21 protein-coding genes are annotated in these 23121 nt (G+C 55.3%); 9 read left to right on the plus strand and 12 right to left on the minus strand.

Features of this window, described 5'->3' with window-relative positions:
- The first annotated feature begins 81 nt into the window (after nt 1-81).
- Nucleotides 82-1044, plus strand: a complete 963-nt coding sequence (locus BK816_RS01630; RefSeq protein WP_071163623.1) for an exonuclease domain-containing protein — start codon at nt 82-84, stop codon at nt 1042-1044.
- A gap of 67 nt (nt 1045-1111) precedes the next feature.
- On the opposite strand, the gene BK816_RS01635 is transcribed toward BK816_RS01630, so the two are convergent.
- Entirely contained in the window at nt 1112-1309 is a 198-nt protein-coding gene (locus BK816_RS01635; RefSeq protein WP_071163624.1) for a hypothetical protein, read from the minus strand.
- 487 nt (nt 1310-1796) lie between these two features.
- Between BK816_RS01635 and BK816_RS01640 the strand changes: the two genes are divergently transcribed.
- From BK816_RS01640 to BK816_RS01655, 4 genes are all read left to right on the plus strand, one after another.
- Nucleotides 1797-2360, plus strand: coding sequence for a GNAT family N-acetyltransferase (locus BK816_RS01640; protein WP_071163625.1), 564 nt, complete (start codon nt 1797-1799; stop codon nt 2358-2360).
- 125 nt (nt 2361-2485) lie between these two features.
- Nucleotides 2486-3055 carry a GNAT family N-acetyltransferase gene (locus BK816_RS01645; RefSeq protein ID WP_170299647.1) on the plus strand — a complete coding sequence of 190 codons (570 nt, stop codon included), beginning with the start codon at nt 2486-2488 and terminating at the stop codon, nt 3053-3055.
- Nucleotides 3056-3280: 225 nt separating this feature from the next.
- A complete protein-coding gene (locus tag BK816_RS01650; protein ID WP_071163626.1) occupies nt 3281-3724 on the plus strand; it encodes a DUF2871 domain-containing protein in 444 nt (147 codons plus the stop codon).
- Between the two features lie 2 nt (nt 3725-3726).
- Nucleotides 3727-4110 carry an HsmA family protein gene (locus tag BK816_RS01655; RefSeq protein WP_071163627.1) on the plus strand — a complete coding sequence of 128 codons (384 nt, stop codon included), beginning with the start codon at nt 3727-3729 and terminating at the stop codon, nt 4108-4110.
- A 10-nt stretch (nt 4111-4120) separates the two neighbouring features.
- On the opposite strand, the gene BK816_RS01660 is transcribed toward BK816_RS01655, so the two are convergent.
- Entirely contained in the window at nt 4121-4363 is a 243-nt protein-coding gene (locus BK816_RS01660) for a hypothetical protein (RefSeq protein ID WP_071163628.1), read from the minus strand.
- A 112-nt stretch (nt 4364-4475) separates the two neighbouring features.
- On the opposite strand from BK816_RS01660, the gene BK816_RS01665 reads away from it, so the two are divergent.
- Nucleotides 4476-4916 (plus strand): GNAT family N-acetyltransferase, encoded by a 441-nt coding sequence (locus BK816_RS01665; protein WP_204377198.1) that lies wholly within the window; start codon nt 4476-4478, stop codon nt 4914-4916.
- A 21-nt stretch (nt 4917-4937) separates the two neighbouring features.
- On the opposite strand, the gene BK816_RS01670 is transcribed toward BK816_RS01665, so the two are convergent.
- The 9 genes from BK816_RS01670 to BK816_RS01710 form a co-directional block, all read right to left on the minus strand.
- A complete protein-coding gene (locus BK816_RS01670; protein ID WP_071163630.1) occupies nt 4938-5705 on the minus strand; it encodes a hypothetical protein in 768 nt (255 codons plus the stop codon).
- A 225-nt stretch (nt 5706-5930) separates the two neighbouring features.
- Complete coding sequence (locus BK816_RS01675; RefSeq protein ID WP_071163631.1) at nt 5931-7046, minus strand: SIS domain-containing protein; 1116 nt, start codon at nt 7044-7046, stop codon at nt 5931-5933.
- Between the two features lie 126 nt (nt 7047-7172).
- Nucleotides 7173-8450 carry a D-tagatose-bisphosphate aldolase, class II, non-catalytic subunit gene (locus BK816_RS01680; RefSeq protein WP_071163632.1) on the minus strand — a complete coding sequence of 426 codons (1278 nt, stop codon included), beginning with the start codon at nt 8448-8450 and terminating at the stop codon, nt 7173-7175.
- A 323-nt stretch (nt 8451-8773) separates the two neighbouring features.
- The gene (locus BK816_RS01685; protein WP_071163633.1) at nt 8774-9520 is read right to left on the minus strand and encodes a sugar isomerase domain-containing protein; all 747 of its coding nucleotides are present in this window, start codon (nt 9518-9520) and stop codon (nt 8774-8776) included.
- A 38-nt stretch (nt 9521-9558) separates the two neighbouring features.
- Complete coding sequence (locus BK816_RS01690) at nt 9559-11010, minus strand: PTS ascorbate transporter subunit IIC (protein WP_071163634.1); 1452 nt, start codon at nt 11008-11010, stop codon at nt 9559-9561.
- A 72-nt stretch (nt 11011-11082) separates the two neighbouring features.
- Entirely contained in the window at nt 11083-11364 is a 282-nt protein-coding gene (locus BK816_RS01695; protein WP_071163635.1) for a PTS sugar transporter subunit IIB, read from the minus strand.
- A gap of 100 nt (nt 11365-11464) precedes the next feature.
- Nucleotides 11465-11923: a PTS sugar transporter subunit IIA gene (locus tag BK816_RS01700; protein ID WP_083378983.1), complete on the minus strand. Its 459-nt coding sequence runs from the start codon at nt 11921-11923 to the stop codon at nt 11465-11467.
- A gap of 496 nt (nt 11924-12419) precedes the next feature.
- Nucleotides 12420-13058 carry a glutathione S-transferase family protein gene (locus BK816_RS01705; RefSeq protein ID WP_071163636.1) on the minus strand — a complete coding sequence of 213 codons (639 nt, stop codon included), beginning with the start codon at nt 13056-13058 and terminating at the stop codon, nt 12420-12422.
- A 99-nt stretch (nt 13059-13157) separates the two neighbouring features.
- The gene (locus BK816_RS01710; RefSeq protein ID WP_236842344.1) at nt 13158-14540 is read right to left on the minus strand and encodes a trans-sulfuration enzyme family protein; all 1383 of its coding nucleotides are present in this window, start codon (nt 14538-14540) and stop codon (nt 13158-13160) included.
- Nucleotides 14541-14768: 228 nt separating this feature from the next.
- Here BK816_RS01710 and ppdK point away from each other — a divergent pair, with 228 nt between their 5' ends.
- The 3 genes from ppdK to BK816_RS01725 all read left to right on the plus strand — a co-directional run bounded on the left by ppdK (nt 14769) and on the right by BK816_RS01725 (nt 21367).
- The gene (ppdK, locus tag BK816_RS01715; RefSeq protein ID WP_071163637.1) at nt 14769-17483 is read left to right on the plus strand and encodes a pyruvate, phosphate dikinase; all 2715 of its coding nucleotides are present in this window, start codon (nt 14769-14771) and stop codon (nt 17481-17483) included.
- 233 nt (nt 17484-17716) lie between these two features.
- Nucleotides 17717-18229 (plus strand): TM2 domain-containing protein, encoded by a 513-nt coding sequence (locus BK816_RS01720; RefSeq protein ID WP_071163638.1) that lies wholly within the window; start codon nt 17717-17719, stop codon nt 18227-18229.
- Between the two features lie 108 nt (nt 18230-18337).
- Nucleotides 18338-21367, plus strand: a complete 3030-nt coding sequence (locus tag BK816_RS01725) for an S-layer homology domain-containing protein (protein WP_071163639.1) — start codon at nt 18338-18340, stop codon at nt 21365-21367.
- 143 nt (nt 21368-21510) lie between these two features.
- Here the strand turns inward: BK816_RS01725 and BK816_RS01730 are convergent, their stop codons facing one another.
- A complete protein-coding gene (locus BK816_RS01730) occupies nt 21511-23112 on the minus strand; it encodes a leucine-rich repeat domain-containing protein (RefSeq protein ID WP_071163640.1) in 1602 nt (533 codons plus the stop codon).
- Between the last annotated feature and the right edge of the window lie 9 nt (nt 23113-23121).

Consider the following 23121-nt stretch of genomic DNA (forward strand, 5'->3'; position numbering starts at 1 on the left):
GTGAACTTAATATTAAAATTGGTTTAAAATCGATTCTAGATTTGTTAATTCTTAGATGCCTATGTAGTAGGGGAGGGGATAATGCAAGCTTTTGTGTCTTTAGATTTTGAGACTGCCAACGAGCATCGAGGATCGGCATGCTCGGTAGCATTAATCAAATTTGACGAGGAAGGCAATGAGGTTGCTCGCTTTTCTACTTTGCTGCGACCACACGAATCTATTGGCTATTTCAGTCCAATCAACGTTTGGGTACATGGCATTAGCGAGGAAGACGTAGTTGGGGCGCCCTCGTGGGCTGAGATTTACGATCAAGTTATCGACTTCATTGGCGACTTGCCGTTGGTAGCACACAACATGGCTTTCGATGGTTATGTTCTGACTGACCTTGATGCCCTGTACGGGAAAGAACCGTTAACAAATAGACGATATTGCACAGTGCGGCTGGCACGACGATTGTTGCCTGATGCCTGTGATCATCGCCTGCCGACAATATTCTCCTCTTATTTTCCCGGGGAATCATTTTCGCACCATGAAGCGGCTGCAGACGCTTGGGCGTGCGCACGTATTTTTGCTCAAATGCAAAACGAGCACGGGATAGACAAAATAAACGATCTTTGTCCACCCACTGGGCCGGGCGCAAAACAACAAAAGCGCGTTGCAGGAAGTCGCCGTTGGATCAGCAACGACTCAGGAGCAATTGGACAAAATGGTACTCAAAAAGTCGAACTCAGTGAATTAATAGAAAAGTTTGCCGGGACTCAATCATTGCAAGGACAAAGAGTAGCCTTTACAGGCACTCTAGAAACTGCACCTCGTGAAACAATGCAAAAACTAGTAGAGCACTATGGTGGTATTGCTGAGAAAAGTACGACTAAGAAAACAACAATTCTAGTCGTGGGGATTTCTGACCCAACACGATGGGCACAAGGAGCAAGCGCCTCACGAAAACTCGAAAAAGCAACCAAGTTGCGTGAAGCAGGCTCGCCAATTACCGTGATGAGCGAAAAAGACTTCCTTCATTATCTTCACGATGGTCAGCACTAATCCCGAGGGGTGTAACTTTGCGGAGCGCAGACTAGGTTAGGATCACGCTCTTCTGCTAAGTTGACAGCTACTTTCCACTTCCAGCTTTGCCAGCTACAGCTGCCATCATGAAAGCACCGCTTAGGGTTGCAAGGCCAACTGTGCCGATCAAATGAAGGGCAATGCGCCATGGAACAGGATCAGAGATCACTGCGCCGACACTCAAATAACCCATTAGTAGAGCGAACAGAAGCATCATCAAACTTGGTAACAATTTCTTAAACATATCTATTCACCGTAACAAACCTCAATGCAGGATCAACTTCGTATGAGCCATATCTCCCGCAAGGTAGTTGTTCTTGCTAACAAATGTTAGTTTTTAACCGTCGCTTCCAGCGGGCAGGTGTGGGGGTGGGGTGCTCTGGGTTCGGTCGGGCATTTGCGGACCAATTTTGGGCCGCAAGGGCGAGAGCACCCCACCCAACCTGCCCGCGTCGGGCGGGCGGTACGCACGCCCCGTCCTCGGCCAGCAACAACAGTTTTTTGCGGGTAAGAATTTTTGTGATTTTCCTCTACCGGATTTCGGGCATGTCGTGTGGTGGAAGTTTTTATGATGTGAATATGGATGCGATGATCTTCAAAGGGGATGGCTGCCAGGGTGCGCCTGGTAGTTGGGGGTCGTTGCCGCGCAGCTTGGTTGTGATTGAGTCGCATGACGTTTTGTCGTGTGGCTCTTTTTTGTTTCTATTTTCAGGTGATTGGAGTTGTTGAAAATGATTGATGTTGATTCGGTTTGTTTGCGTGAGGCTCGGGTGTCGGATGCGCCTAGGATGGCTCGGGTTTTTATGGCGGGGTGGCAGGATTTGCATGCTTCGTTGTTGGGGCCCGATTGGGTGAATCCGCAGGATTTGGAGGATTTGCGGAAGCGTTGGCAGTATGCCGTGGAGGCTTGTGGCAAGAGTCGTTTGTCTGGGTCTGATCGGCGTTGGGATGAGTTTTTGGTGTTGGAGTCTAAGGGTGTGGTTAATGGTGTGTTGTGGGTTGGTGATTGTGTTCGGGTTGAGGATCCGAAGTTGGGGGAGGTGAAGTGGTTGTCTGTGGATCCGGTGGTTTGTGGTCAGGGTCTGGGTTCGTTTTTGTTGTCGGCTGCGGAGCATCGCATTAGGGGGATGGGTCGTACTGAGGGCACGATTTGGGTGACTGAGGGTAATGAGGCAGGTTTGCGTTTGTTGAAGAGCCATGGTTGGAGGTTGGCGTCTTCGGTGTGGGTGCGGGAGGTGAATATTGATGGTTTTCCGTTGCGTAGGCTCCGCTATGTGAAGTCTTTCCGTGACTAGTTGCTTTGTGGTGCGGTGCGGGGGCGGTCCAGCTTTTGGTTTGGGCCGCCCTCGTGCTGTGTTTGGGGGTGGTTTTTCCCTTGTAGACTGGTGACAAATGTTGTCGATGTTGTGGGGTGTTGGTTTTGCCTGGTTTGGATGGCTTGTTGGTGCGTCAGGCGAGGTTGGAGGATGCTCCGGGGGTGGCTGGGGTGCATTTGGCGGCTTGGCAGGAGGCGTATCGGGGTTTGTTGCCTGACGAGTTGTTGGATGCGCGTACTTTGGCGGGGCAGACGGCGAAGTGGGAGTTGGCGATTGGCCGGACTTTGGGCCAGGAGTGGCGGTCGGGTGGTGCGCCTGTGCCGTGGGATGAGTTTTTGGTGGCTGAGGTGTCTGGCCGGGTGGTTGGTTGGATTGTGGTTGGTTCGCCGCGCGATTTGGTGGGGGAGTCTTTGGGTGAGCTGAAGGGAATTTATGTGCATCCAGAGTTTTTTGGTGCGGGTGTGGGTCGTTTGTTGTTGGCTCGTGGTGAGGAGGCGTTGTTGCGTCATGGTTGTGTCGAGGCGTTTTTGTGGGTGTTGGCTGGTAATGAGCGGGCGGCTGGTTTTTATCGGGCGCATGGTTGGTGCCCGGCGGAGGTTGATGGGGTGAAGGAGGCGTTGATTGATGGTTTTGTAGCGGTGGAGCGTCGTTTGGTGAAGTCGCTGATCCAATAACGAATTGTATGCAGGATATGCGCACAGCTTGTCAGTAAAAATGTGGTTTCCTTGCATCTGTCTGCTGTTTTCTGGCGAAAACGCTCGGAAAGTTCTAATAATAAGTGGATTAACGCACGTTTGAGTCCTTGAGTTTTGGCTCCTTCGACAGCATGTTTATAATACACAGTGTCGTAAAAACTTGTTTGTGGTGCACTTGAGCCACAGAAAATTTGAAGGATTAGGATGTCGAATAAACTCTTGGCGAAGCTCGCCATCATTTACATGGCTTTAGCGCTGGTTGCAGGTTTCTTCTACCGCGAGTACACCAAGGCCATGGATTTCTCTGGCCACACCAACATGTCCGTCATGCACACCCACTACTTCGTGCTGGGCATGTTCTTCTTCCTAGTGTTGTTGGCGCTAGAAAACAGTTTCAAGTTCTTGGGAACCAAACTGGGTCGCATTGGCGTCATTGTTTACAACATCTTCTTGAATGTCACTGTCATCATGCTGCTAGTTCGCGGCATGGTTCAGGTTGGTGGCACCGAACTAGCAAAGGGACCCAACGCAGCCATCTCCGGCATCGCCGGCCTCGGCCACATCGGTCTAACTGCCGGGTTGATCATGATCCTAGTGGCACTGTATAAGGCAGTTGCCAAGCAGGAAGTCTCTGGGACAGCTAAGTAACCATGTTGGCTCTCGCGATTATCACCATCAGCTTGGCACTCGTCGCGTACAGCTTCGGAGTAATCAGCGAAGCTCGTCGCAAGAACCTCTTTTGGCGTGACGTTGCCTGGTTCGGGGTAGGTTTGGTTTTCGACACGACCGGAACCATCCTCATGTCGGTAATGTCGAACAATGGTGACAAGGTTTTAGCCCCATGGGCTTCCAGCTTAATGAGCATCACCGGCAGCCTAGCAATCGCACTAATGGCCATTCACATCTTGGCCGCAGTCTACGTGCTGAAAGTGCGTCCGCAAGCCCGCAAAATGTTCCACCCAGTCTCGGTAGCAATCTACGTAATCTGGTTAATCTCATACCTAGTAGGCATGCTCGGAGTCATGTGGGGTTAAACAATTACCTTTAGCTAACGCGGCGAGTCGCTAGGTGCATGAACACCAGATTCGCCACCATCACCAAAGTCATCACGAGGGCGGTACTCCAAGGCGGGGTGCCGCCCTCGACTGGCATCAAAAACAGTTGGGCTGGCAGGGGTGGGGTGCTCAGGGTGCGGTCGGGCATTTGCGCACCGAGGGCGCCCGCGGCGAACTCGGGGCGCAAGGGCGGGAGCACCCCACCCGGCCAGCCCCGCAGGGTCGGCCCCACCCGGCCACCCCGGCAGGGTCAGCCCCAGCTAGCCCGCACCGCCCTCGGCCAGCTAAACGGCTATATTGGTGACATAACGTTTTGTGTCAGTCGCCACAAGGAGGTTGCGATCATGCCGTCAATGTTTTTCCACGACCTGTCCGGGGCGGACGATCCCGTGTGGGAACAAGCATTCCCCGTGTTGCAACAGTTGCGCACTCATTTGACTCGCGAGGCCTTGGCCGAGGTGATTGCCGAGGGCGCTCCACAGGGCTTGCGCTTCACCGCCTTGTTTTATCGGGATAAGTGTGTGGCCGTGGCTGGCTGGCGGATTATCGCGAACACGAATTTGCGGCGCGTTTTGTATGTTGATGACTTGTGCGTGGATGAGACGACGCGCTCGCACGGTTATGGCCAGTTCTTGTTAAACGAGTTGACGCGACGGGCCAAAGAGGCTGGGGCGCGCGCCCTCGACTTGGATTCTGGGGTGCAACGTCACGCGGCGCACCGCTTCTATTTGCGTAACCGGTTCATTATTAGTTCGCACCATTTCCGGCTAGAACTGCCCAGTTAAGCGGCCGCGGCCGGCGGTGGACTAGTGGAACAGCTGGTAGCGGTTGGTTTCTAGCTGGCGTAGCGCTTTTTCCCAAGGGACACCGCTCTTGCGGTCTTGCGCCACGGTGTTAATCGCGTCGGTCAGGTGCTGGAAGTCGATCTGGCAGTCTTCCCACAGGGGGAGGCTGAGGGTTTCGGTGATACCTTTTAACTCGATGGTGCCAAGTTTTCGCCAGCCACGAGGTTCCGTGAGGCGCGCAGATTCGAGCTCGTCCCAGAGCATGAATTCTGTCTGGGAGCGCCAAAAAGTTACCTGATGGTCCATCCGAACCACTCCTTCGGCGAAAGTGATCTGATAGCGCGAGTACCACAGTGGGGAGAGCAGGGGTAATGGTGCGATCGCAACGACCAAGGATGAGAACAGCAGTAAGAAAATAGCGGTTACTTGGACCTTGGGGCTGTCCATATCAATGAGCTGGTTGAGGAACCTGGTTTGGGAGGGCTGGAGTGAGCCCAAAAATGCGAGGATAGCAACGATACTTAGCGCGGCTAGGATTATCCGCAGGGGTTTGCCGGTGTAATAGGTGATTTGGAAGTCGTGGAGTTTGCAGAGGCATTTGACTTGACCTGTCTCGTCCGGGTCCTCTGGTTTGATTGGCAGGGGTTTGGTGACGGATGTGACCCGCCCGCTCCAGAATCTAAAGTTCCGATAGTGGTGCAGTAGGAAGGAGCGGACGCTGGGGTGGTAATGCTTCGGGCAATAGTATTTATGTCGGATGATCCAGTTTGGCCAGAGCGTCGTTGTCATGACACCAGCTTAAAAGTGTCCCATGGTTGCAACAACTCGGTAATAATGCCCAGTGGCAATAGGTTGGGTTAGGTTTTGCCCCAGAACATTTGGGGGTTTGGGGCTGGTCAACCCGGGGAGTTCGTCCTCGGCCCGCAAAGTGAGAACGTCCTCGGTGGGTAATGGGGGTGAGCAAAACGGGGGCAACAGCCGCTTGGCCATTGCCCCCGTTTTGGGGAACTAGAATCAGTCTTCGAGTTCGTGGATGATTACGCCCTGGACGACGCGGTTAACGTCGCCTGCTGGGAACGGGTTGTCGACGTTCTTGTCGAGGGCGGCGGAGGTGAACACACCCATGAACTGGGCGACGATCACGTGTACGGCTGCCACGAAAGCGTCTGGCACGTCGGCGAGGCCTGGCCAAACCCAAGCGTTTTCGAGGTCGAGTTCCTTGCCGGCGAGGGCGAGGACGGCGTCGGTGCCGAGGTTGCCGCGTAGTTCGTTGACAATGTCGAGGTCGTACTGGCGGGTGTATGGGTCGGACGAGACGAAGACGAAGCACTGGGTGGTTTCGTCAATGACGGCCTTGGGGCCGTGACGGAAGCCCATGGAGGACTCGTAGAAGGAGACGTGGTCGCCGGCGGTGAGTTCGAGGAACTTGAGGCCAGCTTCGTGGGCGAGGCCGTGTAGGGAGCCGGAGCCCAAGTAGACGACGCGCTTAGGTAGCTTGTCGGCCAAAGCCTTGATGTCTTCCTGCTTTTCGTTGACCACGTATTCGGCGGCGTCAGCCACACGGTTTAGTAGGTCGGCTTCACCGGCGCCTAGTAGCACGAGGCAGCTGAGGAGCATGCAGGTGAAGGAGGAGGTCATGGCGAAGCCCTTGTCGTTGGAGCCTTCAGGCATGAGCACCACGAGGGAGTTGTCCTTGTCCTTGCGGCCCACAGCTAGTTCGCCTTCAGGGGCGCAGGTGAGGACTAGGTGGTAGACCTCGGAGAGGCACTGGTCAGCCAACTTGGTGGCGGCTAGGGATTCGGGGGAGTTGCCGGAACGGGCGAAGGACACCACGAGGGTGGGGACGTCCTGGGCGAAGGATTCGCGTGGGTTCGACACGATGGTGGTGGTGGCGACAACCTCGACGCGGCGGCCGGTGGCGCGAGCAATAGCTGGGGCGGCGGTTTCACCCACGAAAGCGGAGGTGCCAGCACCGGTTAGGACGATGCGCAGGTCCTTCTTGGCTAGTAGTGGGGCTAGGAAGGCTTCATGCTTTTTGGCATTGTCCTTGAGGTCCTGGGCGAGGACGCGCCACTTGGGGTACTGGTCGCAAACTTCGGTGTAAGTTACAGCTTCTTGGTAGTTACCCATTTTGGGTCTCCTTTGGTTGGTTTGGTTTAAGTTTTGGGGCTGGCCGAGGTCGGTTGTGCGGCCTCGGCCAGCGTGCTTTGAGGTGGGGAACTAGCCCCGTGTTGGCCAACTAGGTGGCCGGACGGTTCACTGCTTGTGGCAGGCGGTGGCGTATGGGCGGATGGCGTCGCGTACGCGGTCCATGAGGAGGGCATCGGCGCGGTTTTCTAGTTCGCCTTCACGCACGCGCTCGTACTGCAATGGCAAGTACTGGGAGAGCAATGGTAGCGGAATGTCAACGCTGTCAAGGTTGGACATGAGCTTGGCGCGGGCTTCCTTGATGACCTCATCTGGCCAGTAGTAGCGCATGCGGTCCGAGTAGGAGTAGCGGCGGGCGATGCGCTGCTCGTCTTCGGTGCCGGTGTAGTAGACCTCCCAGCGGGATGGGTCTTCTACCATGCGGTCTTCGATTACCTGGCGGAGGTTGGAGCGCTGACCTTCAGGGATGAGCTCGTCTTCAATGTGGGCGAGGGCGAAGAGGCCTTCGCGCAAGTTGAAGGTGAGGCCTGGGCCGACCTTGAGGATGGCCCAGTGGTCGCGCACCAACTGCGAGAGGTTTTCGGTGGTCTGGTAGTCGGTGGAGTGTGCTTCGAAGACCAAGGTTGGTTCGTCGTCGAGGACGTTGCGTAGTTCCTTGGTGCCTTCGGTCTTGTAATCAACTACCTTGAGGTGGTCGAATTCTACGGCAGGCTGAACCACGAGGGCCGAGATCTTAGGCCAAACATTGGTCAAGCCAACCTGGTCGAAAGCTTCGCGGTGCTTGGCCAAGGTGGTGCGGGCAGCTTCTGGGCTGGTGGGGGTGATTTCGCCAAGTTCTTCTTGGTGGCCACCTGGGACTGGAACTTCGGTGCCAATCACGTAGCGGATCTGGTCGGCGGTGCCAGCCTTTTCGGCTTCTTCTTCGGCGGCAACTAGCATCATGGCGGCACGCTCAGCAGCGATTTCGTCGGTGATGGGGTAGGGGTCGCCCTTGCAGGAGAAGGAGCAGTCCAAGTGAATCTTGGTGAAGCCGGCAGCGACGTAAGCGCGGACTAGTTCGACAGCCTTTTCCATGGCTTCGGCTGGTTCCTGCTTCTGCCAGGTGTTCGGGCCGAGGTGGTCGCCACCGAGGATGACGCGTTCGCGAGGTAGACCGATTTCGTCAGCCAACTGGAAAACGAGTTCGCGGAACTGTGGTGGCTTCATGCCGGTGTAGCCACCGAACTGGTCAACCTGGTTGGAGGTGGCTTCGATTAGCACGGAGGTGTCATCAGCCTTGGCCTGTAGGAGGCTGGCGCGCAACACGGTTGGGTCTGCCGAGCAGATGGAGTAAATGCCAACGGTCTGGCCGTCTTTATGAGCGGCAATCATTTCTGGGTAGTTCATGGTTTCCTCTTGGTTGTTGGGATGGGCAGCGGAAGAGTTTGTGGGGTTTCGAGGTGGTTCCCCGGGTGCATGAGCAGCAACGCTCAATGAACAAAGTTGATTAGTTCTTGCTTATATTGTTCAATATTTTGCAATTTCTGTCAACTTTTATTTTCTTTTCCGAGGGCGACTCTGCCCTTGGAAAATCAACGGTTTTAAGTTTTGTTGTGAGGTTTCATTACTGCCCTGTGACAAATTGGGCGATTGTTTTGTCTGGTTATGAAACAAGGCCCGTCTCAGTGTCGTGGTTAGCGTTGCTGAGACGAGCCTTGTTACTCACCGGATCAGAGATAGAAAATGCGATCCTTGTTTTCCGCCAAGTGCTTGGCGTTCCATTCCTTACCACCATCTAGGTTGGCGGCGAGGAAGACTGGAGGGGTAACCCCGTTGGCGACCATGTCTTCGATGATCAAGCCAACTAGGTTGTGCAAGAGAGCGGTCGAGGTGACACCGGATAGTGCACAGAACTTCTGTGGAACCTCTGGGAGGGACAAGATGGCGTCGCCAGCGTCGACCTTGTTGTCGAGGACGATGTCAGCGAAGTCCTTCATCTTCTTGCCCGATTCGTGACGGGAGGTCACGGAGTCGGTGTATTCGTGGCTGGTGACAGCAACAACGAGAATGCCGCGTTCCTGAGCTAGCTGAGCTAGTTCGATCGGCACAGCGTTACGACCGGAAACGGAAACGACGATGAGAGCGTCGCCCTTCTTTAGTGGGGAGTTGTCGAGGATAGCCTTAGCGTAACCTGGCAACTTTTCCATGTCCGATCCCAAGGTGGTTGGGCGGGTGTCGAGGGCGGCGATGCCTGGACCGTAGAGTGGGTTCACGAGCATGAGGCCACCAGCGCGGTAGACGATGTCCTGTACTGGCAAGGAGGAGTGGGAGCAGCCGAAGGCGAAGAGGTTGCCACCGTTGCGGAGGACCTCAGAGATAGCCTTAGCAGCTTCTTCCAGCTTTGGTGCTTCTTCGTCACGGAGACGTTCGAGCAACTTAATAGCGCCGTTTAGGTAGGTGTTAGTCATTTCTGACATTTTGAACTCCTTAGTTAGAAATCTGTTGGGTTGGGTGATTACTTGGTGGCAGCTTTGTCAGCTGGCTTTTCCCACTTTGGCAATTCCTTGGAAGGGTTGAAAGTGAGAGCGACAGTGGCTAGAACAGCGACAACTGGGACGATAGCGGCAACCCATGGGCCAGCGAGGGCCTTGAGGCCGCCGACGATGAGACCAGGGATTACCAAGTCAGGAACGGTGAAGCCGAGGGCGGTTGCGCCGAGGGCGTCGAGGTTGCCGAAGGACTGGAAGTGGTAGGCGGCCGAGATGAGCAACCAACCGAAGAAGCCCCAGCTGAATGCGGCGAAGATGGCACCGCGAGCGCCACCCATGGCGTTAGCGAAGATTGCGCCGGCGCCGCAAGCGAAGAAGGCGACGATGACGGATGGGATTGGCATTGGCCAGCCCATGGCGGCCAAGACACCCATGCCAGCGATCTGGCCGATGAAGCCGAAGATCAAGCCGATAACCAAAGCGTTTGGTGCGAATGGGAAGATGACTGGAACGTCAAGAGCAGGCTTGGCGCCTGGGATCATCTTCATGCCAACGCCCTGGAAGGCAGGAACGATTTCAGCAATCAACATGCGGACACCGTAGAGCATGATGAGCATGCCAGCGGTGAAGGTGAGGGCCTGGACGAGGGAGAAGATAACCCAGTTCTGGCCACCGGTGATGCCTGGGACATCAGCGCCGTTGCCGTTCTGGAGGAAGTCAACACCCTTGGTGATGACTGCGCCGATGGCGGCAATGTAGGTAACTACCAACATGACGGCGGTGGTCGAAACGGCGACGTCGCGGAAGAAGTTGAGGCTCTTAGGAACGTTGATTTCTTCAGTGGACTTCTTGGGGTTGCCAATGAACTTGGCGATCCAACCGAAAGCAACGTTTAGAGTGGTCTGGCCGTGGGCGAAGCCGATGTCGTCGCGACCGGTGATCTTGCGCATGAATGGCTGAGCCAAAGCAGGTGCGAAGGTCATGTAAGCGCCATCGACTAGGGAGGCGATTACGACGGTGGCTACTGGGCCGAGGCCGAGCGAGTGGAAGAGGATAGCGAAGCCACCAGCGTGTACCCAGATCATGTGACCGGTGAGGTAGACGTAGCGGTGCTTGGTGATGCGGGAGATGACCAAGTGGGTGATGTACCCGAAGAGTAGGGTCAAACCGATCAACATACCAAGGTTGGCTTCGTTAGCGGACTGGACCGCACCAACGACTGCTTCGTCGAAGGTTACGAAGGTGGTGACCTTCTCCTTCGGGAGAGCGAGTTCGAACATGCCCTGGATTGGGCCCAATGCGGAGATAAGAACGGTGATACCACCGGTGATGATTAGCACCGAGAGGATGGTCTTAACAGTACCGGTCACAACTGCGGAAGTGTCCTTCTTCTGTAGTAGTAGACCGAGGAGGGCAATAAACCCAATAATAATCGCTGGTACCTGGACCAGTGCGAGTAGGACGTTTAGTACGGCCATGAAAGTAGCTCCAATGAATATCTGTGAAGTGGTGGTTTTGTGGGCCCCACCTTGGTGGAGCCCACAAACGGATTAGAGAAGAGGCTTGACAGCTTCGAGGACCTTGGAGGAAACCTCATCCTTGTCAACCAGGTTGTCGATCAAAACGACAACCTTGGCAGGACCTTCGGTGACCTGGTTTTCCATGTCACGTGGGGCCACTACCATGTCGGCAGGCATGGTCTTGAAGGAGCCGAGGTCGACTGGATCAACCTTGGCGTCAATTCCGTTTTCGCTCATGATGTCGCGAACTTGCATGGCCAACATGAGGCTGGTGCCGAAGCCCATGCCACAAACGGTTACGATGTTTAGCATTTTGAATCTCCTGTGATTGTTTTCTATCGGTGAGTTTTGCGTCGGTAGCCGCCTTGGCTACTTCCGCGGTTGCCGCAAGCGGCATTCCCTACCTGAACGTCTAGTTGTTCTGGTAGGTAAGTGCTTCGTATAGCTCTTCGTTAGTGGTGGCAGCCTTTACCTTGGCCAAGCGTTCTTGGTCCTGAAGGAGTGCCACGATCTTCTGCAAGCTAGCCAAGTGAGCGTCTTTGTTAATGGCAGCGAAGCCGATCACGAGGGAAACAGGGTCGTTTTTCTTGTGTCCGAAGTTAACTGGTTCGGTCAGGGTCGCAACTGCGATGCCTGGTTCGAGGACGCCAGCTTCAGGACGAGCGTGTGGCATGGCCACACCAGGGGCAACCACCATGTAAGGACCGAGGTCGATGACGGCCTGTTCCATGGCGGCAACGTAGTTTTCGGTGCAAGCGCCGGTGGCTGCAAGCATGCCACCAACTACCTGGACTGCTCCACGCCAGTCGTCGACGGTGGCGCCGGCGTGAACACGCTGAGGGGTGACAATTCCAGAGAATGAACTATCCATTATTTCCTCCAAAAAATTGTAGTTAGATAAGCCTGTAATGCTGGGGCTTGCGCAATAATGAAATATTCTGTGCAACTCTGAGCAGAATCGGTCTATCTCTTGTCTTGAGATTAGCAGAGATACCAAAGATGTAAAGGGGTAAATTTTGCGGCAAAAAACTTTGAAAATAAGTGGTCTGTTAGTGGTTTAGAAACCCCGTTATTTTTCCTCGCGGAAAAGTCCGGATTTCCGCCAAATTTTTTCTCTTTTCAGACCACTGGTCGTCGGCGGTCAACAAGTGGTCTATACCAATTTGCCAATTAATTTGCTTTTTGTGAGCTTGCTCACCTAAAAAACGTGTTGCATGACAGAATTTTGCAACTAAATGGCTAAATCTCAGCCTTTTTACGCAAAAATTCTGCAACTTTTAGACCAGATGTCTGCAAATTTACGCAGAGGAACGTTTAGATATGGCGGTGCAGACGGTCGTTCTTGTGAGCGCTGTGGAGGGAAGGGCTTAGCGTCCGGCGCGTGAAAGTGCCTGCTGATAAGCAGGGCGCTCATGGAGCTCAGTGAGCCAGCGACGAATTGCTGGGTATTCACCCAAGTTGAAACCGGCGCCCTCGGCCGAATAAATCGCGAACTCCATTTGAATGTCGGCAATGCCAAACTGATCGTCATCAGAGAGGAAATTGTGTTTGGTCAGGTAACCGTTCAGGAACTCTAGATCTGCCTTCGCATTCTTGCCGGTAAAAGCAGTACTGATTCCCTTCACAAAAGGCTTGAAAACTGGCTGTAGAATCTTCGGGGCCTGCTTAGCGGCCGTCTTTAAGACCAGTCCCATCACCAGCATCGGCATCAAGCTCGACTCGGTAAAAGTCAGCCACATGCGAGGATCATCCTGCTTAGCAGAGAGGCGACCATCATGAGTTTCGCTCAAGTGCTCCAAAATGCACTGCGATTCGATGTACTGCTTGCCATCGTCCTCGAGCACAGGGGACTTACCCAAAGGATGCACCTGCTTGAGAGAATCCGGGGCAAGCAGGTCAGCGCCGCGCTGGTGCTTTACCAACTCGAAGTCGGCCCCTAGTTCGGTAAGTGCCCAGGCGATTCGAAAAGAGCGAGAATCGTTGAGGTGGTGCAGAACAAGAGACATGAGACTTCCTTTTCTAAGCGAATCGTGTTGGTCTGGACTTAAACCAGTATGTCACCTTTAAGTGACGACGCGGTTAAGTGAAGGTTGATATTTAGTTGTTTAGCTTTCGCTATTGCTGTTATCGAGGCAGCGTTCGGCTGCGCCCTTCGAGACTTGGAAAGCGCGTTGTAGTTCAGCTAGTAGGTCTGAGGCGTCCTCGATCCCCACTGCCAAACGCAACAAACGCTGGGAAATGCCAGCGGCCGCCAGTTCCTGATCGTTCATGGTTGCGTGAGTCATTGAGGCCGGGTGGCAGAGCAACGTTTCCACCCCACCCAAAGAAACGGCGTAACCAATAATGTCGAGGGCGGCCACGAAAGTAGGCAGGTGAATATCGTCGGCAATCTCGAAGGAAAGGACCGAACCGGCACCCTGGGACTGCTTGGCCTGAATCTCTGCCTCTTTGGCGTTTTCTGAGCCGGGGTAATGCACGGCAGTAACCGAAGGGTGGGCGAGTAGGAATTCGCGGATTCGTTCCGCATTTTCTAACTGGCGATCCATACGCACCACCAAAGTCTTTAGCCCGCGCAAGACCGAATAAGAGTCGAAGGGGGATAGTGGTGCCCCCAAAGCAACCTGGGCGAGGCGCACCTGCTCGGCCAGCTCCTCATCATTAGCGAGGACGAGGCCGGCCAAAACGTCACCATGGCCCGCCAAGTATTTAGTGGCCGAGTAAATGACATAGTCGGCGCCCAGCTCGAAGGGGCGCTGCAGGTAGGCGGTCTGGAAAGTATTGTCGATGGCCAACTTGGCGCCCACCTGGTGGGCCACCTCGGCCGCATGGGCAATATCCACCACTCGCAAGCGCGGATTGGTGGGGGATTCAATGTAGATCATGGCGGTATCGGCTGGCACGTCCTCGGCCCGCAAAGCATTCACGTCATCGATCAAATCGTACTTAATGTCCCTAGCGGGGAAGAAGTTCGAAATGTACTGGAAAGTGCCGCCGTAAATGGAGCTACAAAGTAGGACGCGCTGGCCGGCCTTCACCGTGGAGAAAACGGCCGAAATAGCGGCCATGCCGGTGGCGAAAGCGTAGGCGTGCTTGGCGTCCTCGAGCGAAGCAACCGCGATTTCAACTGCCGCGCGGGTCGGGTTGGACCAACGCTGGTAGGAGTGGCCGCCCTCCTCATTGGTGCCGCAGGGCATTGGGGCTGGTGGGGGACATGCGCCCGGAATCGGATGCGCATAAGTACTGGCCAGATAAATCGCGGGCACCACCGCGCCGGTCGGGTCAAAAGGAGTCGTGGCTACGCACCGGGTAGCAAAAGAACGCTCGCCCAGGTGCGCACTTTCCTTCGCATTAGCTGGAGCCTTGGGAGTGGTAGGAAGATTATCCATATCCAAATCAAGGGCGGGAGAATCCGCCGCCCCTAAATTGGCGTCAAACTCAGGAACATCGTTGGTCATGCTTTGATCGTCAGTCTTTGAAAATTCACTCACGGTCACAATTGTAGCGGTAACAGAGGTCAGACAATTAGCCCTTTTGGCCCCATTTTGAGAATTATTTGCAGATTCGCCCTCGGAAAATATTGGCCTGAATCACCTTTAACACTAGCGTGGGACGTAAGTCACCTAGTATGATGCTGACTGATAGTTAACGAGACAGAACGAACTGCCTCGTCCCACCTACCGTCGCAAAGGCCGCGACGCTAAGCGAAAAGGGAAAACATGACCAAGTTCGTATATAACTTCCACGAAGGTGACAAGGATATGAAGGACTTGCTAGGTGGTAAAGGCGCCAACCTAGCAGAAATGACCAAACTCGGGTTGCCGGTCCCCCCTGGTTTCACCATCACCACCGATGCCTGCCGTTCGTACCTAAACCATGGCCAGGTTCCCGATGAACTCCATACTGAGGTCACCCAGGCCTTGCGCGATGTGGAAGACACTTTGGGTCGCCAGCTTGGTGACGCGGAAGATCCCCTGCTCGTTTCGGTTCGTTCGGGCGCCAAGTTCTCCATGCCAGGCATGATGGAAACCGTCCTCAACATTGGTCTTAATGACAAGTCCGTCCTCGGCCTAGCAAAGGTGTCCGGGGACGAACGTTTTGCTTGGGACTCCTACCGTCGCCTAATCCAAATGTTCGGCAAGACCGTGCTGGATGTCGATGGTGATCGGTTCTCGGACGCCCTCGAAGACTTGAAGGCCGAGCGGAAAGTTAGTGCCGATGTGGACTTGACTGCCGAGGACCTTAAGGGTCTGGTCGAAACTTTCAAGCAGATCGTTTTGGATGCCACCGGTGAGGCTTTCCCGCAGGATCCTCGCACCCAGATGGATATGGCCATCGAGGCCGTGTTCCGTTCATGGAACACCGAACGTGCCCACATTTACCGTCGTCGTGAACGCATCCCGCACGATTTGGGCACCGCTGTCAACATTTGCACCATGGTCTTCGGCAACATGGGTGAAACTTCCGGCACTGGCGTGTGCTTCACCCGTGACCCCTCCAGTGGTGACGCCGGCGTTTACGGTGACTACCTGATGAACGCTCAGGGCGAAGACGTGGTGGCCGGCATTCGTAATACTTTGCCGCTGGCCGCTTTGAAGGAACACAACCGTCCGGTTTACGACGAGTTGCGTGGCATCATGCGCAAGCTTGAAACTCACTACAAGGACTTGTGCGATATCGAGTTCACCATTGAACGTGGCAAGCTGTGGATGCTCCAGACTCGTGTGGGTAAGCGTACCGCGGGTGCGGCCTTCCGTGTGGCCAGCCAGCTGATCGACGAAAAACTGATCACCCCAAATGAGGCTCTTGAGCGCGTCACCGGTGCCCAGCTAACCCAGCTGATGTTCCCCCAGTTCGATGTGGAAGCCTCCCGCAACCTTTTGACTCGCGCCATGGCCGCCTCGCCTGGTGCGGCTGTTGGCCAGATTGCGTTCGATAATGCCGCCGCCATTAAGATGGCAAATGCGGGCAACCCCGTCATTCTGGTGCGCCGCGAAACCAACCCCGAAGACCTACCGGGCATGGTCGCCGCCGAGGGTGTTTTGACCGCCCGCGGTGGTAAGACCTCGCACGCCGCGGTGGTTGCCCGTGGCATGGGCAAGACCTGTGTTTGTGGCGCGGAAGAACTCGACGTGGATTTGAAGGCTCGCACCTTGCGCGTGGGTGACAAGGTCTTTGGTGAAGGCCACGTCATTTCCATTGACGGCACCACCGGCGAAGTTTTCGACGGCAAGGTCGCAGTGGTTGACTCGCCTGTTACCACCTACCTCTCGCATGGCCTTGAGGCCGGTTTGGCTGCCGCCGAAGGCGACGAGGACATGCAGGATTTGGTCCGCAGTGTCGACCGCCTGCTCACTCATGCCGATTCGGTTCGTCGCCTTGAGGTTCGCACCAACGCCGACACCCCAGAGGACACCGAGCGCGCCCTCGGCTATGGAGCTCAAGGTATCGGCCTGTGCCGCACCGAGCACATGTTCCTCGGGGAACGTCGCGCCCTGATTGAACGTGTGATTTTGGCCGAAGAAGCCTCGCAAGAACGTTCCGACGCCATGGACGCTTTGGTGCCATTGCAGAAGGGCGACTTCCTCCAGATGCTTAAGCTGATGGACGGCAAGCCCATGACCGTGCGTCTGATTGACCCGCCACTGCACGAGTTCTTGCCAGACTTGACCGACCTAGAAGTCAAGGTGGCTGTCGCTGACGCCCTACACAAGAGTGGGGAAGAGGTCGAGGCCGACAAGCGCATGCTCAGTGCCGTTCGTAAGATGCACGAAGCGAACCCAATGCTTGGTCTGCGCGGCGTGCGCCTCGGCTTGTACCTGCCGGGCTTGTTTGCTTTGCAGATGCGCGCTTTGGTTGAAGCTGCTGCCGATTTGAAGGCCGAGGGTGGCAACCCGCTCCCTGAAATCATGGTGCCGCTAGTCGGTTCGATTCGTGAACTTCAGCTAATCCGCGAAGAGGGCGAAGCCATCATCGCCGAGGTCAGCGAACGTACTGGCGTGGAATTGGATATCCCGATTGGTTGTATGGTCGAACTTCCTCGTGCTGCGCTCACCGCCGAGGACTTGGCACTCGAGGCTGACTTCTTCAGCTTCGGAACCAACGACTTGACCCAGACCACCTGGGGCTTCAGCCGTGACGATGTGGAAGGTACCTTCTTTGGCCTCTACACCGAAGAGGGCGTCTTTGGCGTTTCGCCATTCGAAAGCATTGACGTGCACGGTGTGGGCCGCCTAGTCAAGCTTGGCGTCAAGAAGGGCCGCAGCGCAAAGCCCGGCATGAAGATGGGCATTTGTGGTGAGCACGGTGGTGACCCAGACTCGATCCACTTCTTCGACCGGATCGGCCTGAACTACGTCTCTTGTTCCCCATTCCGCGTTCCGGTGGCTCGCCTCGAAGCAGGCCGCGCCGCGGTTATGAACGGCGAACGCTAAGTTCGAGCCGCCCAAAAAGTGGGGGTGTAGCTTCCACGCTTTGGGAATAGTTGTTTAGTGGGGCGCCCTCGGTAGCTATAAAGCTGGCCGAGGGCGCCACCGCTTTATTGTGGGACTTGCTTTGATTGATGCTTAGGTTTACCTAGCCACGCTTGGGATGTGGTGATATTATCGGCTCGTCCAAGCACTGCTTTGGCAGTGCAACTAATGGTTCCGAATATTGAGGAGCAATAATGAGCGAACCTTATTACCCAACTAATGAAAATGCCCAAGGTCAAAATGGGGCTGAAGCTTACACCAGCATGCCGCAGACTGACGCTCCAGTTCAGCCATACCAGGCGCCTGGCCAGAATGGTTACCAGCAGCAGTATCAGGCTGGGGGACAATACCAGCAGTACCAGGCGAACGGCCAAGCACAGTACCAGCAGCAGGGTTACCAGACTCCTCCGGGTCAGGCTCCTTACCAGCAGCAGACTTACCCGAATGGTTATGCCCAGCAGCCTTATGGTCAGCCAATGACCCCTCCACGTAATAAGTGGATTGCAGTGCTACTCTGCTTCTTCTTGGGCACCCTTGGCATTCACAACTTCTACATGGGTTACACCGGTCGTGGGGTGGCTCAGCTACTTTTGACTTTGACCGTCGTTGGCGCCTTGATTTCTGGCCCTTGGGTTTTCATTGAGTTCATTATCCTTTTGATCTCGTCTAACTACACTGATGCTCAGGGTCGTCCGTTGGAAAACTGAGCAAGATTGTTGACCTTTTAGTTCTGGTCACAAGCACTACTTTTTGGGGTGTGGTCAAGATATACTGGCCACGCCCCTTTTTATTGCCATTGTTTTGAGGATGCTTTGATGGCTTTTCGTTTTTCTCGTGGTTTGATTGCCGCTGCTTCTGTTTTGTCTTTAGGCCTGTTGCCGGTTGCTTCGGCCTCGGCCATGTTAAATGGTGACGCCGCTAAAGCTGATGATTCCCGTGCTAACTCGGTGGCATATTTGCGGGTCGGTGCGAAGGGCTGCACTGGGGTGCTGGTGGATCGCCAGTGGGTGCTTACTGCGGCGCACTGCAATGATTTCCGAATGGGTCCGGTGCCAGCGTTGGCTACTTTTGGTCGCACGTACAATTTCCGGCGGGCAAATCAGCACGAGATTGACTTTTTCTTGCCGGCTGAGCGTGGCGATATCGCTTTGGCGCACTTGTCTCGCCCGGTTGCCACCCCAGTGGCGCAGCTAGTGGAATCCCCGGTTGCTTTAGGGGCGAAGGGCCAGGTTTACGGTTGGGGTAATGGCACTGCGAAGTGGCAGGGCGCTCCCGTTTCTACTTTGCCAGCAGACTTGGAGAGCGAAAAGTTTGGGGTTGCTGGCCAAGAGTTAACCAAGCAGGGTCACTGGTTGTTGTCTCAGGGGCAAGGGATCCGCCCAGGCGATTCTGGCGGCCCGGTTTTTGTCAATAACAAGGTCAGTTTTGTAGCGGTCGTTTCTGATGCGAATACCCAGGGGCGTCCTTGGTTTGATGCGGTTGCGGTCGCGAACCACTTGTCTTGGATTCGTCCCACTTTGGCCGCTCAGAATCCGCAGTTTGCAGCCTTGAACCTTGAGATCCCGCAGCGAAAAGTAAACGCTGGGACCGAAAATCCGATTGCGGCTACTTTCCCCGCGAACGCGCAAGGCAAAGTCATTTTGCGAGTTGATGGTCGCGAGATTGCCAGCACTAGCGACCTGTCTGCTGGTCGCTTGGAAACAACTTATGTGGCCGAGGCCGGAACTAAAACCTATGATGTGTCCGCCGAGTTTGTCCCCGCGGCTGGTTCTGCTTACCTGCCGGTAAACGCGGTAGTGCAGCGGGTTGAGGTGGGCCGTGCTCGCGTCTCGATTGAAGCGGATGCCCCCTCGCCACTGGCGGCAGAGTCCCAGGCACAAGTGCCAGTAACTGTTGGCGCTCCTGGTTTTGTCCAGGTGAAAATGACCTACCAGAAGCCAGATGGCCAGTGGGTGGAACGCTGGTCGGATAACGTGCACTCCAATGGGGTGGGACCAGCTTTGGTACCGCTTACCTTGCCTGCTTTGGCCGAGGCCGACCGGGTAAACCTGACCGCATTCTACTACCCGGACGACACTCAAAAGTACGAAAAGGGACAGACTGCCCAGGCGACTTACTTCTTGGAGCCACCGCTGCCAGAAAACCTGAAGCCGAATCCCAAACCTCAGCCGATGCCTGAGCCGCAGCCGATGCCTGATCCTGAGCGGCAGCCGATGCCAACGCCGGAAGCAGAACCGACTCCTGAAGTGGAACCGATGCCTGATCCTGAGCCGCAGCCTATGCCTACTCCAGAAGTTGAACCGACTCCTGAGGTACCTGCTCAGCCACCTGTGGACCCAGAGCCAACCCCAGAGTTGCCGGTCAAGCCCACTCCAGAAGCAAAGCCACCGGTTGTAGAACCAAGTCCAGAAAAGGAAGCTCCGGCCGAGCCAGAGAATCCCGTTGATCCGGAACCAGAGGAACCGGCTGAGCCTTCTGCCGAGCCAGAACTGGACGATAGTCCAGAACCATACGACAGCCCTGAGCCTGTCGAGAGCCCAGAACCTGAGCCAGAGCCGGTAGTACCGGTTGTTCCGGTGAAGCCGGCACCGACCAAACCGAAGCCTCCAGTTAAACCTGCGCCGAAGCCTGTCAAGCCGGCTCCGAAACCTGTTGTTCCGGTGAAGCCGGCTCCAGTTAAGCCGAAGCCTCCGGTCAAGCCTGCTCCCAAGCCGGTCAAACCGGCTCCTAAGCCTGTTGTTCCGGTGAAGCCGGCTCCAGTTAAGCCAGCGCCGAAGCCGGTGAAGCCCGCGCCGAAACCCGTTGTTCCGGTGAAGCCGGCTCCAGTTAAGCCTGCTCCCAAGCCAGTTAAGCCTGTGCCGACCAAGCCGAAGCCGGTGAAGCCTGCGCCGAAGCCTGTTAAGCCCGCTCCTAAGCCTGTTGTTCCGGTGAAGCCGGCACCGGTAAATCCGAAGCCACCGGTAAAGCCTGCCCCAAAGCCGCTCAAACCTGCGCCTAAGCCGGTCAAGCCTGCTCCCAAGCCGGTCAAACCAGCGCCTAAGCCTGTTGTTCCGGTCAAGCCGGCTCCAGTTAAGCCTGCGCCTAAGCCTATGAAGCCGGTTCCGGTAAAGCCTGCACCTAAGCCGGTGAAGCCAGCGCCGAAGCCAGTTAAGCCAGCTCCGAAGCCGAAGCCCCCGGTAAAGCCAAAGCCTCCGGTCAAGCCTGCACCTAAGCCGGTGGCTCAGTGCTTGACTCGCAAGTCGGCTCCTAAGCTGGGCCGGGTCGCCTTCAAGGACGTGCCGCGCTCTAATCCTTTCCAGGGGGAAATTTTCTGGGGTTCAAATGCTCGTATCACTACTGGCTGGGCAGATGGAACTTTCCGTCCGCTTGCCCCGGTGACGCGTGAAGCGGTAGCTGCGTTCTTGTACCGTATGGCGGGCAAACCGAAGGTAACTTTGCGTCATCACGATTTCTCGGATGTGGATCAGCGCAACCCCTTCTACCGGGAAATCTCGTGGATGAAGAACACCGGGATTAGTCGCGGTTGGCCTGATGGTTCGTTCCGTCCGAAGGAGTCCATTACTCGTGAAGCGATGGCCGCTTTCCTACAGCGTTTCGCCACCAAGTTCCCTGCGAGCGTTTCTCCAGCGATCGTGACTCACCAGTTCCCGGACCTGATTAAAGCCAACACTTTCAAGGACACGGTGAAAGCAGACCACAAGGCCACGATTGCCTGGGTGAAGGAAGCAAAGATCAGTACCGGCTGGGCCGATGGCACCTACCGGCCACTTGAACCAATCACTCGTGAAGCGATGATTACTTTCCTTTACCGCCTGAAGTTCAACTTCAACCAAAACTGCGGCTAAAAAGCAAGGGAAAAGCCCAATCATGGACACACAATAAAGTTCATGATTGGGCTTTTTCTAATTCTGTTTGGGGCCGAGGGCGTCAGCCGTCGCTAGTAAACCGCGCCTCGCCCTCGGCCAGCAAAACCAGGAAGCAAAACCGGTCAGCAACTTACCTTGATCCGACGCAGCGAGTCAGGGAAAGTGGGGCACTTCTTTAACGGATTGTTTTGCAAGTGCACGTACTTTAGCTCGTCCATGTAGTAGAAGTTCGGCATGGACTTAATCTGGTTATTCTTCAGGTACAGGCTTTGCAGGTTGCGAAGATTCTTCCAATTCGGCACCTTGCTGATTCGGTTCTTATCCGCATGAATTACTCGTAGGTTGGTGCTGCGGAAATCGGGCAGAGCCGTCAGCTGATTGCTCTCAACCTTCAGAGTGAATAGCTCCCGGGCATAACGGAAGTCAGGTAGTGCCTTCAGCTTATTCGAGGACACCTCAAGATAACTCAGCTGAGGAATCTTACTGAAGTTCGGGACGCTCGAAAGCTGGTTCCTTTCCGCTTCAAGATTGTATAGCTTCGGCAGGTGAGTAAAGTTCGGCAGGCTGCGGAGCTGATTTTCATTCACATTCAAATGTGTTAGTTTCGGCAAATGACTGAAGTTTGGCAAGCTTCGCAGCTGATTGCCTTTGAGAATCAAGTGCGTAACATTTGGCATTCGAGAAAAATTCGGTACCGAAGTTGCCTTCGTACCCATAATGCCGAAGCTCTTAATCGTGGGGAAAATCAGGATCTCGTCGATAATGTCTCGGGGATTGCCCACATACATGCTGAACTCTTGTAGCTTCTCTTTCCGAATCCGCTCATTCGCTGCTTTATTGATCGCATAGTTGTAGCGGGTAAACTCGCATTCCAGATTCTTTCGATTCCAAAAATCGCTCATATTGGGTGCAACCCAGCAAGACTTCGTCACGGTTTTGCGAGCGTCAGCCATTTCTGCGGCTGTGGGCTCCGCGAACCGGTTGAACTTCAAACGGTACAAGAAAGCAGCCATGGCATCGCGACGAATCGGCTCCAATGGGCGGTAGAAACGATTCTTCCCCCGTTTCCAGCCAGTCGACACCTCAGTTTTCCGCAGCCACTCCATCTCCGCCGAGAACTGCATCTTGGCAGGCACATCGCGGAACACTCGGCCACTACCTTGTTTCCCTGGCTGGCCGAGGGCGACAATCGCCGGGGACACCCGCGACGGGTACTTTTTAACGAAACGAGCCAAGAAAGCGGCCATGGCATCGCGATTCACCGCGCCATGCGGACCGAAATAACGATCCTTGCCACGCTTCCAACCGGTTGTGATTCCGGTCGAAGCCATCCACTCAACCTGTTTATAAAACTGCGAACCGCGCGGCACATCCTTAAAAGTGGGGCGTTTCGGTGGGCGATAGCCCGAGCGATCCATTCCCGCCAGCCGGTACAAGAAAGCAGCCATTGCTTGACGCTCAATCTGATTCAACGGGCGGTATTCTCGCCCTCGTTTGCCTTCCCAACCAGTCGAAATGCGTGCATTCGCCAACCAAGCCATTTCCCCCGAAAACAGCATGTTTTTCGGCACATCCACAAACTTGCCACCCACCTTCGGGGCAGACACCAAAGTGGGTCGAGGACGGTAAGCGGCCTCGGCCACCGGCGTGGACGTCAGCGGGAGGGGAGTTAAAGCAATAGCGGCAGCAGAAAGAACAGTAATGGCAGTAAGTGGGGTTTTCATGGTTTCCTC

Source organism: Boudabousia tangfeifanii, assembly GCF_001856685.1.
Lineage (GTDB): Bacteria > Actinomycetota > Actinomycetes > Actinomycetales > Actinomycetaceae > Boudabousia > Boudabousia tangfeifanii.

Excerpts from the sequence above, each read along its gene's own strand:
- BK816_RS01670 (WP_071163630.1), bottom strand. The coding sequence starts at position 5,705 with ATGACAACGACGCTCTGGCCAAACTGGATCATCCGACATAAATACTAT.
- BK816_RS01695 (WP_071163635.1), bottom strand. The coding sequence starts at position 11,364 with ATGCTAAACATCGTAACCGTTTGTGGCATGGGCTTCGGCACCAGCCTC.
- BK816_RS01720 (WP_071163638.1), top strand. The coding sequence starts at position 17,717 with ATGAGCGAACCTTATTACCCAACTAATGAAAATGCCCAAGGTCAAAAT.
- BK816_RS01655 (WP_071163627.1), top strand. The coding sequence starts at position 3,727 with ATGTTGGCTCTCGCGATTATCACCATCAGCTTGGCACTCGTCGCGTAC.
- BK816_RS01675 (WP_071163631.1), bottom strand. The coding sequence starts at position 7,046 with ATGGGTAACTACCAAGAAGCTGTAACTTACACCGAAGTTTGCGACCAG.
- BK816_RS01685 (WP_071163633.1), bottom strand. The coding sequence starts at position 9,520 with ATGTCAGAAATGACTAACACCTACCTAAACGGCGCTATTAAGTTGCTC.
- BK816_RS01630 (WP_071163623.1), top strand. The coding sequence starts at position 82 with ATGCAAGCTTTTGTGTCTTTAGATTTTGAGACTGCCAACGAGCATCGA.
- BK816_RS01690 (WP_071163634.1), bottom strand. The coding sequence starts at position 11,010 with ATGGCCGTACTAAACGTCCTACTCGCACTGGTCCAGGTACCAGCGATT.
- BK816_RS01650 (WP_071163626.1), top strand. The coding sequence starts at position 3,281 with ATGTCGAATAAACTCTTGGCGAAGCTCGCCATCATTTACATGGCTTTA.
- BK816_RS01700 (WP_083378983.1), bottom strand. The coding sequence starts at position 11,923 with ATGGATAGTTCATTCTCTGGAATTGTCACCCCTCAGCGTGTTCACGCC.
- BK816_RS01640 (WP_071163625.1), top strand. The coding sequence starts at position 1,797 with ATGATTGATGTTGATTCGGTTTGTTTGCGTGAGGCTCGGGTGTCGGAT.
- BK816_RS01725 (WP_071163639.1), top strand. The coding sequence starts at position 18,338 with ATGGCTTTTCGTTTTTCTCGTGGTTTGATTGCCGCTGCTTCTGTTTTG.
- BK816_RS01705 (WP_071163636.1), bottom strand. The coding sequence starts at position 13,058 with ATGTCTCTTGTTCTGCACCACCTCAACGATTCTCGCTCTTTTCGAATC.
- BK816_RS01635 (WP_071163624.1), bottom strand. The coding sequence starts at position 1,309 with ATGTTTAAGAAATTGTTACCAAGTTTGATGATGCTTCTGTTCGCTCTA.
- BK816_RS01730 (WP_071163640.1), bottom strand. The coding sequence starts at position 23,112 with ATGAAAACCCCACTTACTGCCATTACTGTTCTTTCTGCTGCCGCTATT.
- ppdK (WP_071163637.1), top strand. The coding sequence starts at position 14,769 with ATGACCAAGTTCGTATATAACTTCCACGAAGGTGACAAGGATATGAAG.
- BK816_RS01680 (WP_071163632.1), bottom strand. The coding sequence starts at position 8,450 with ATGAACTACCCAGAAATGATTGCCGCTCATAAAGACGGCCAGACCGTT.
- BK816_RS01665 (WP_204377198.1), top strand. The coding sequence starts at position 4,476 with ATGCCGTCAATGTTTTTCCACGACCTGTCCGGGGCGGACGATCCCGTG.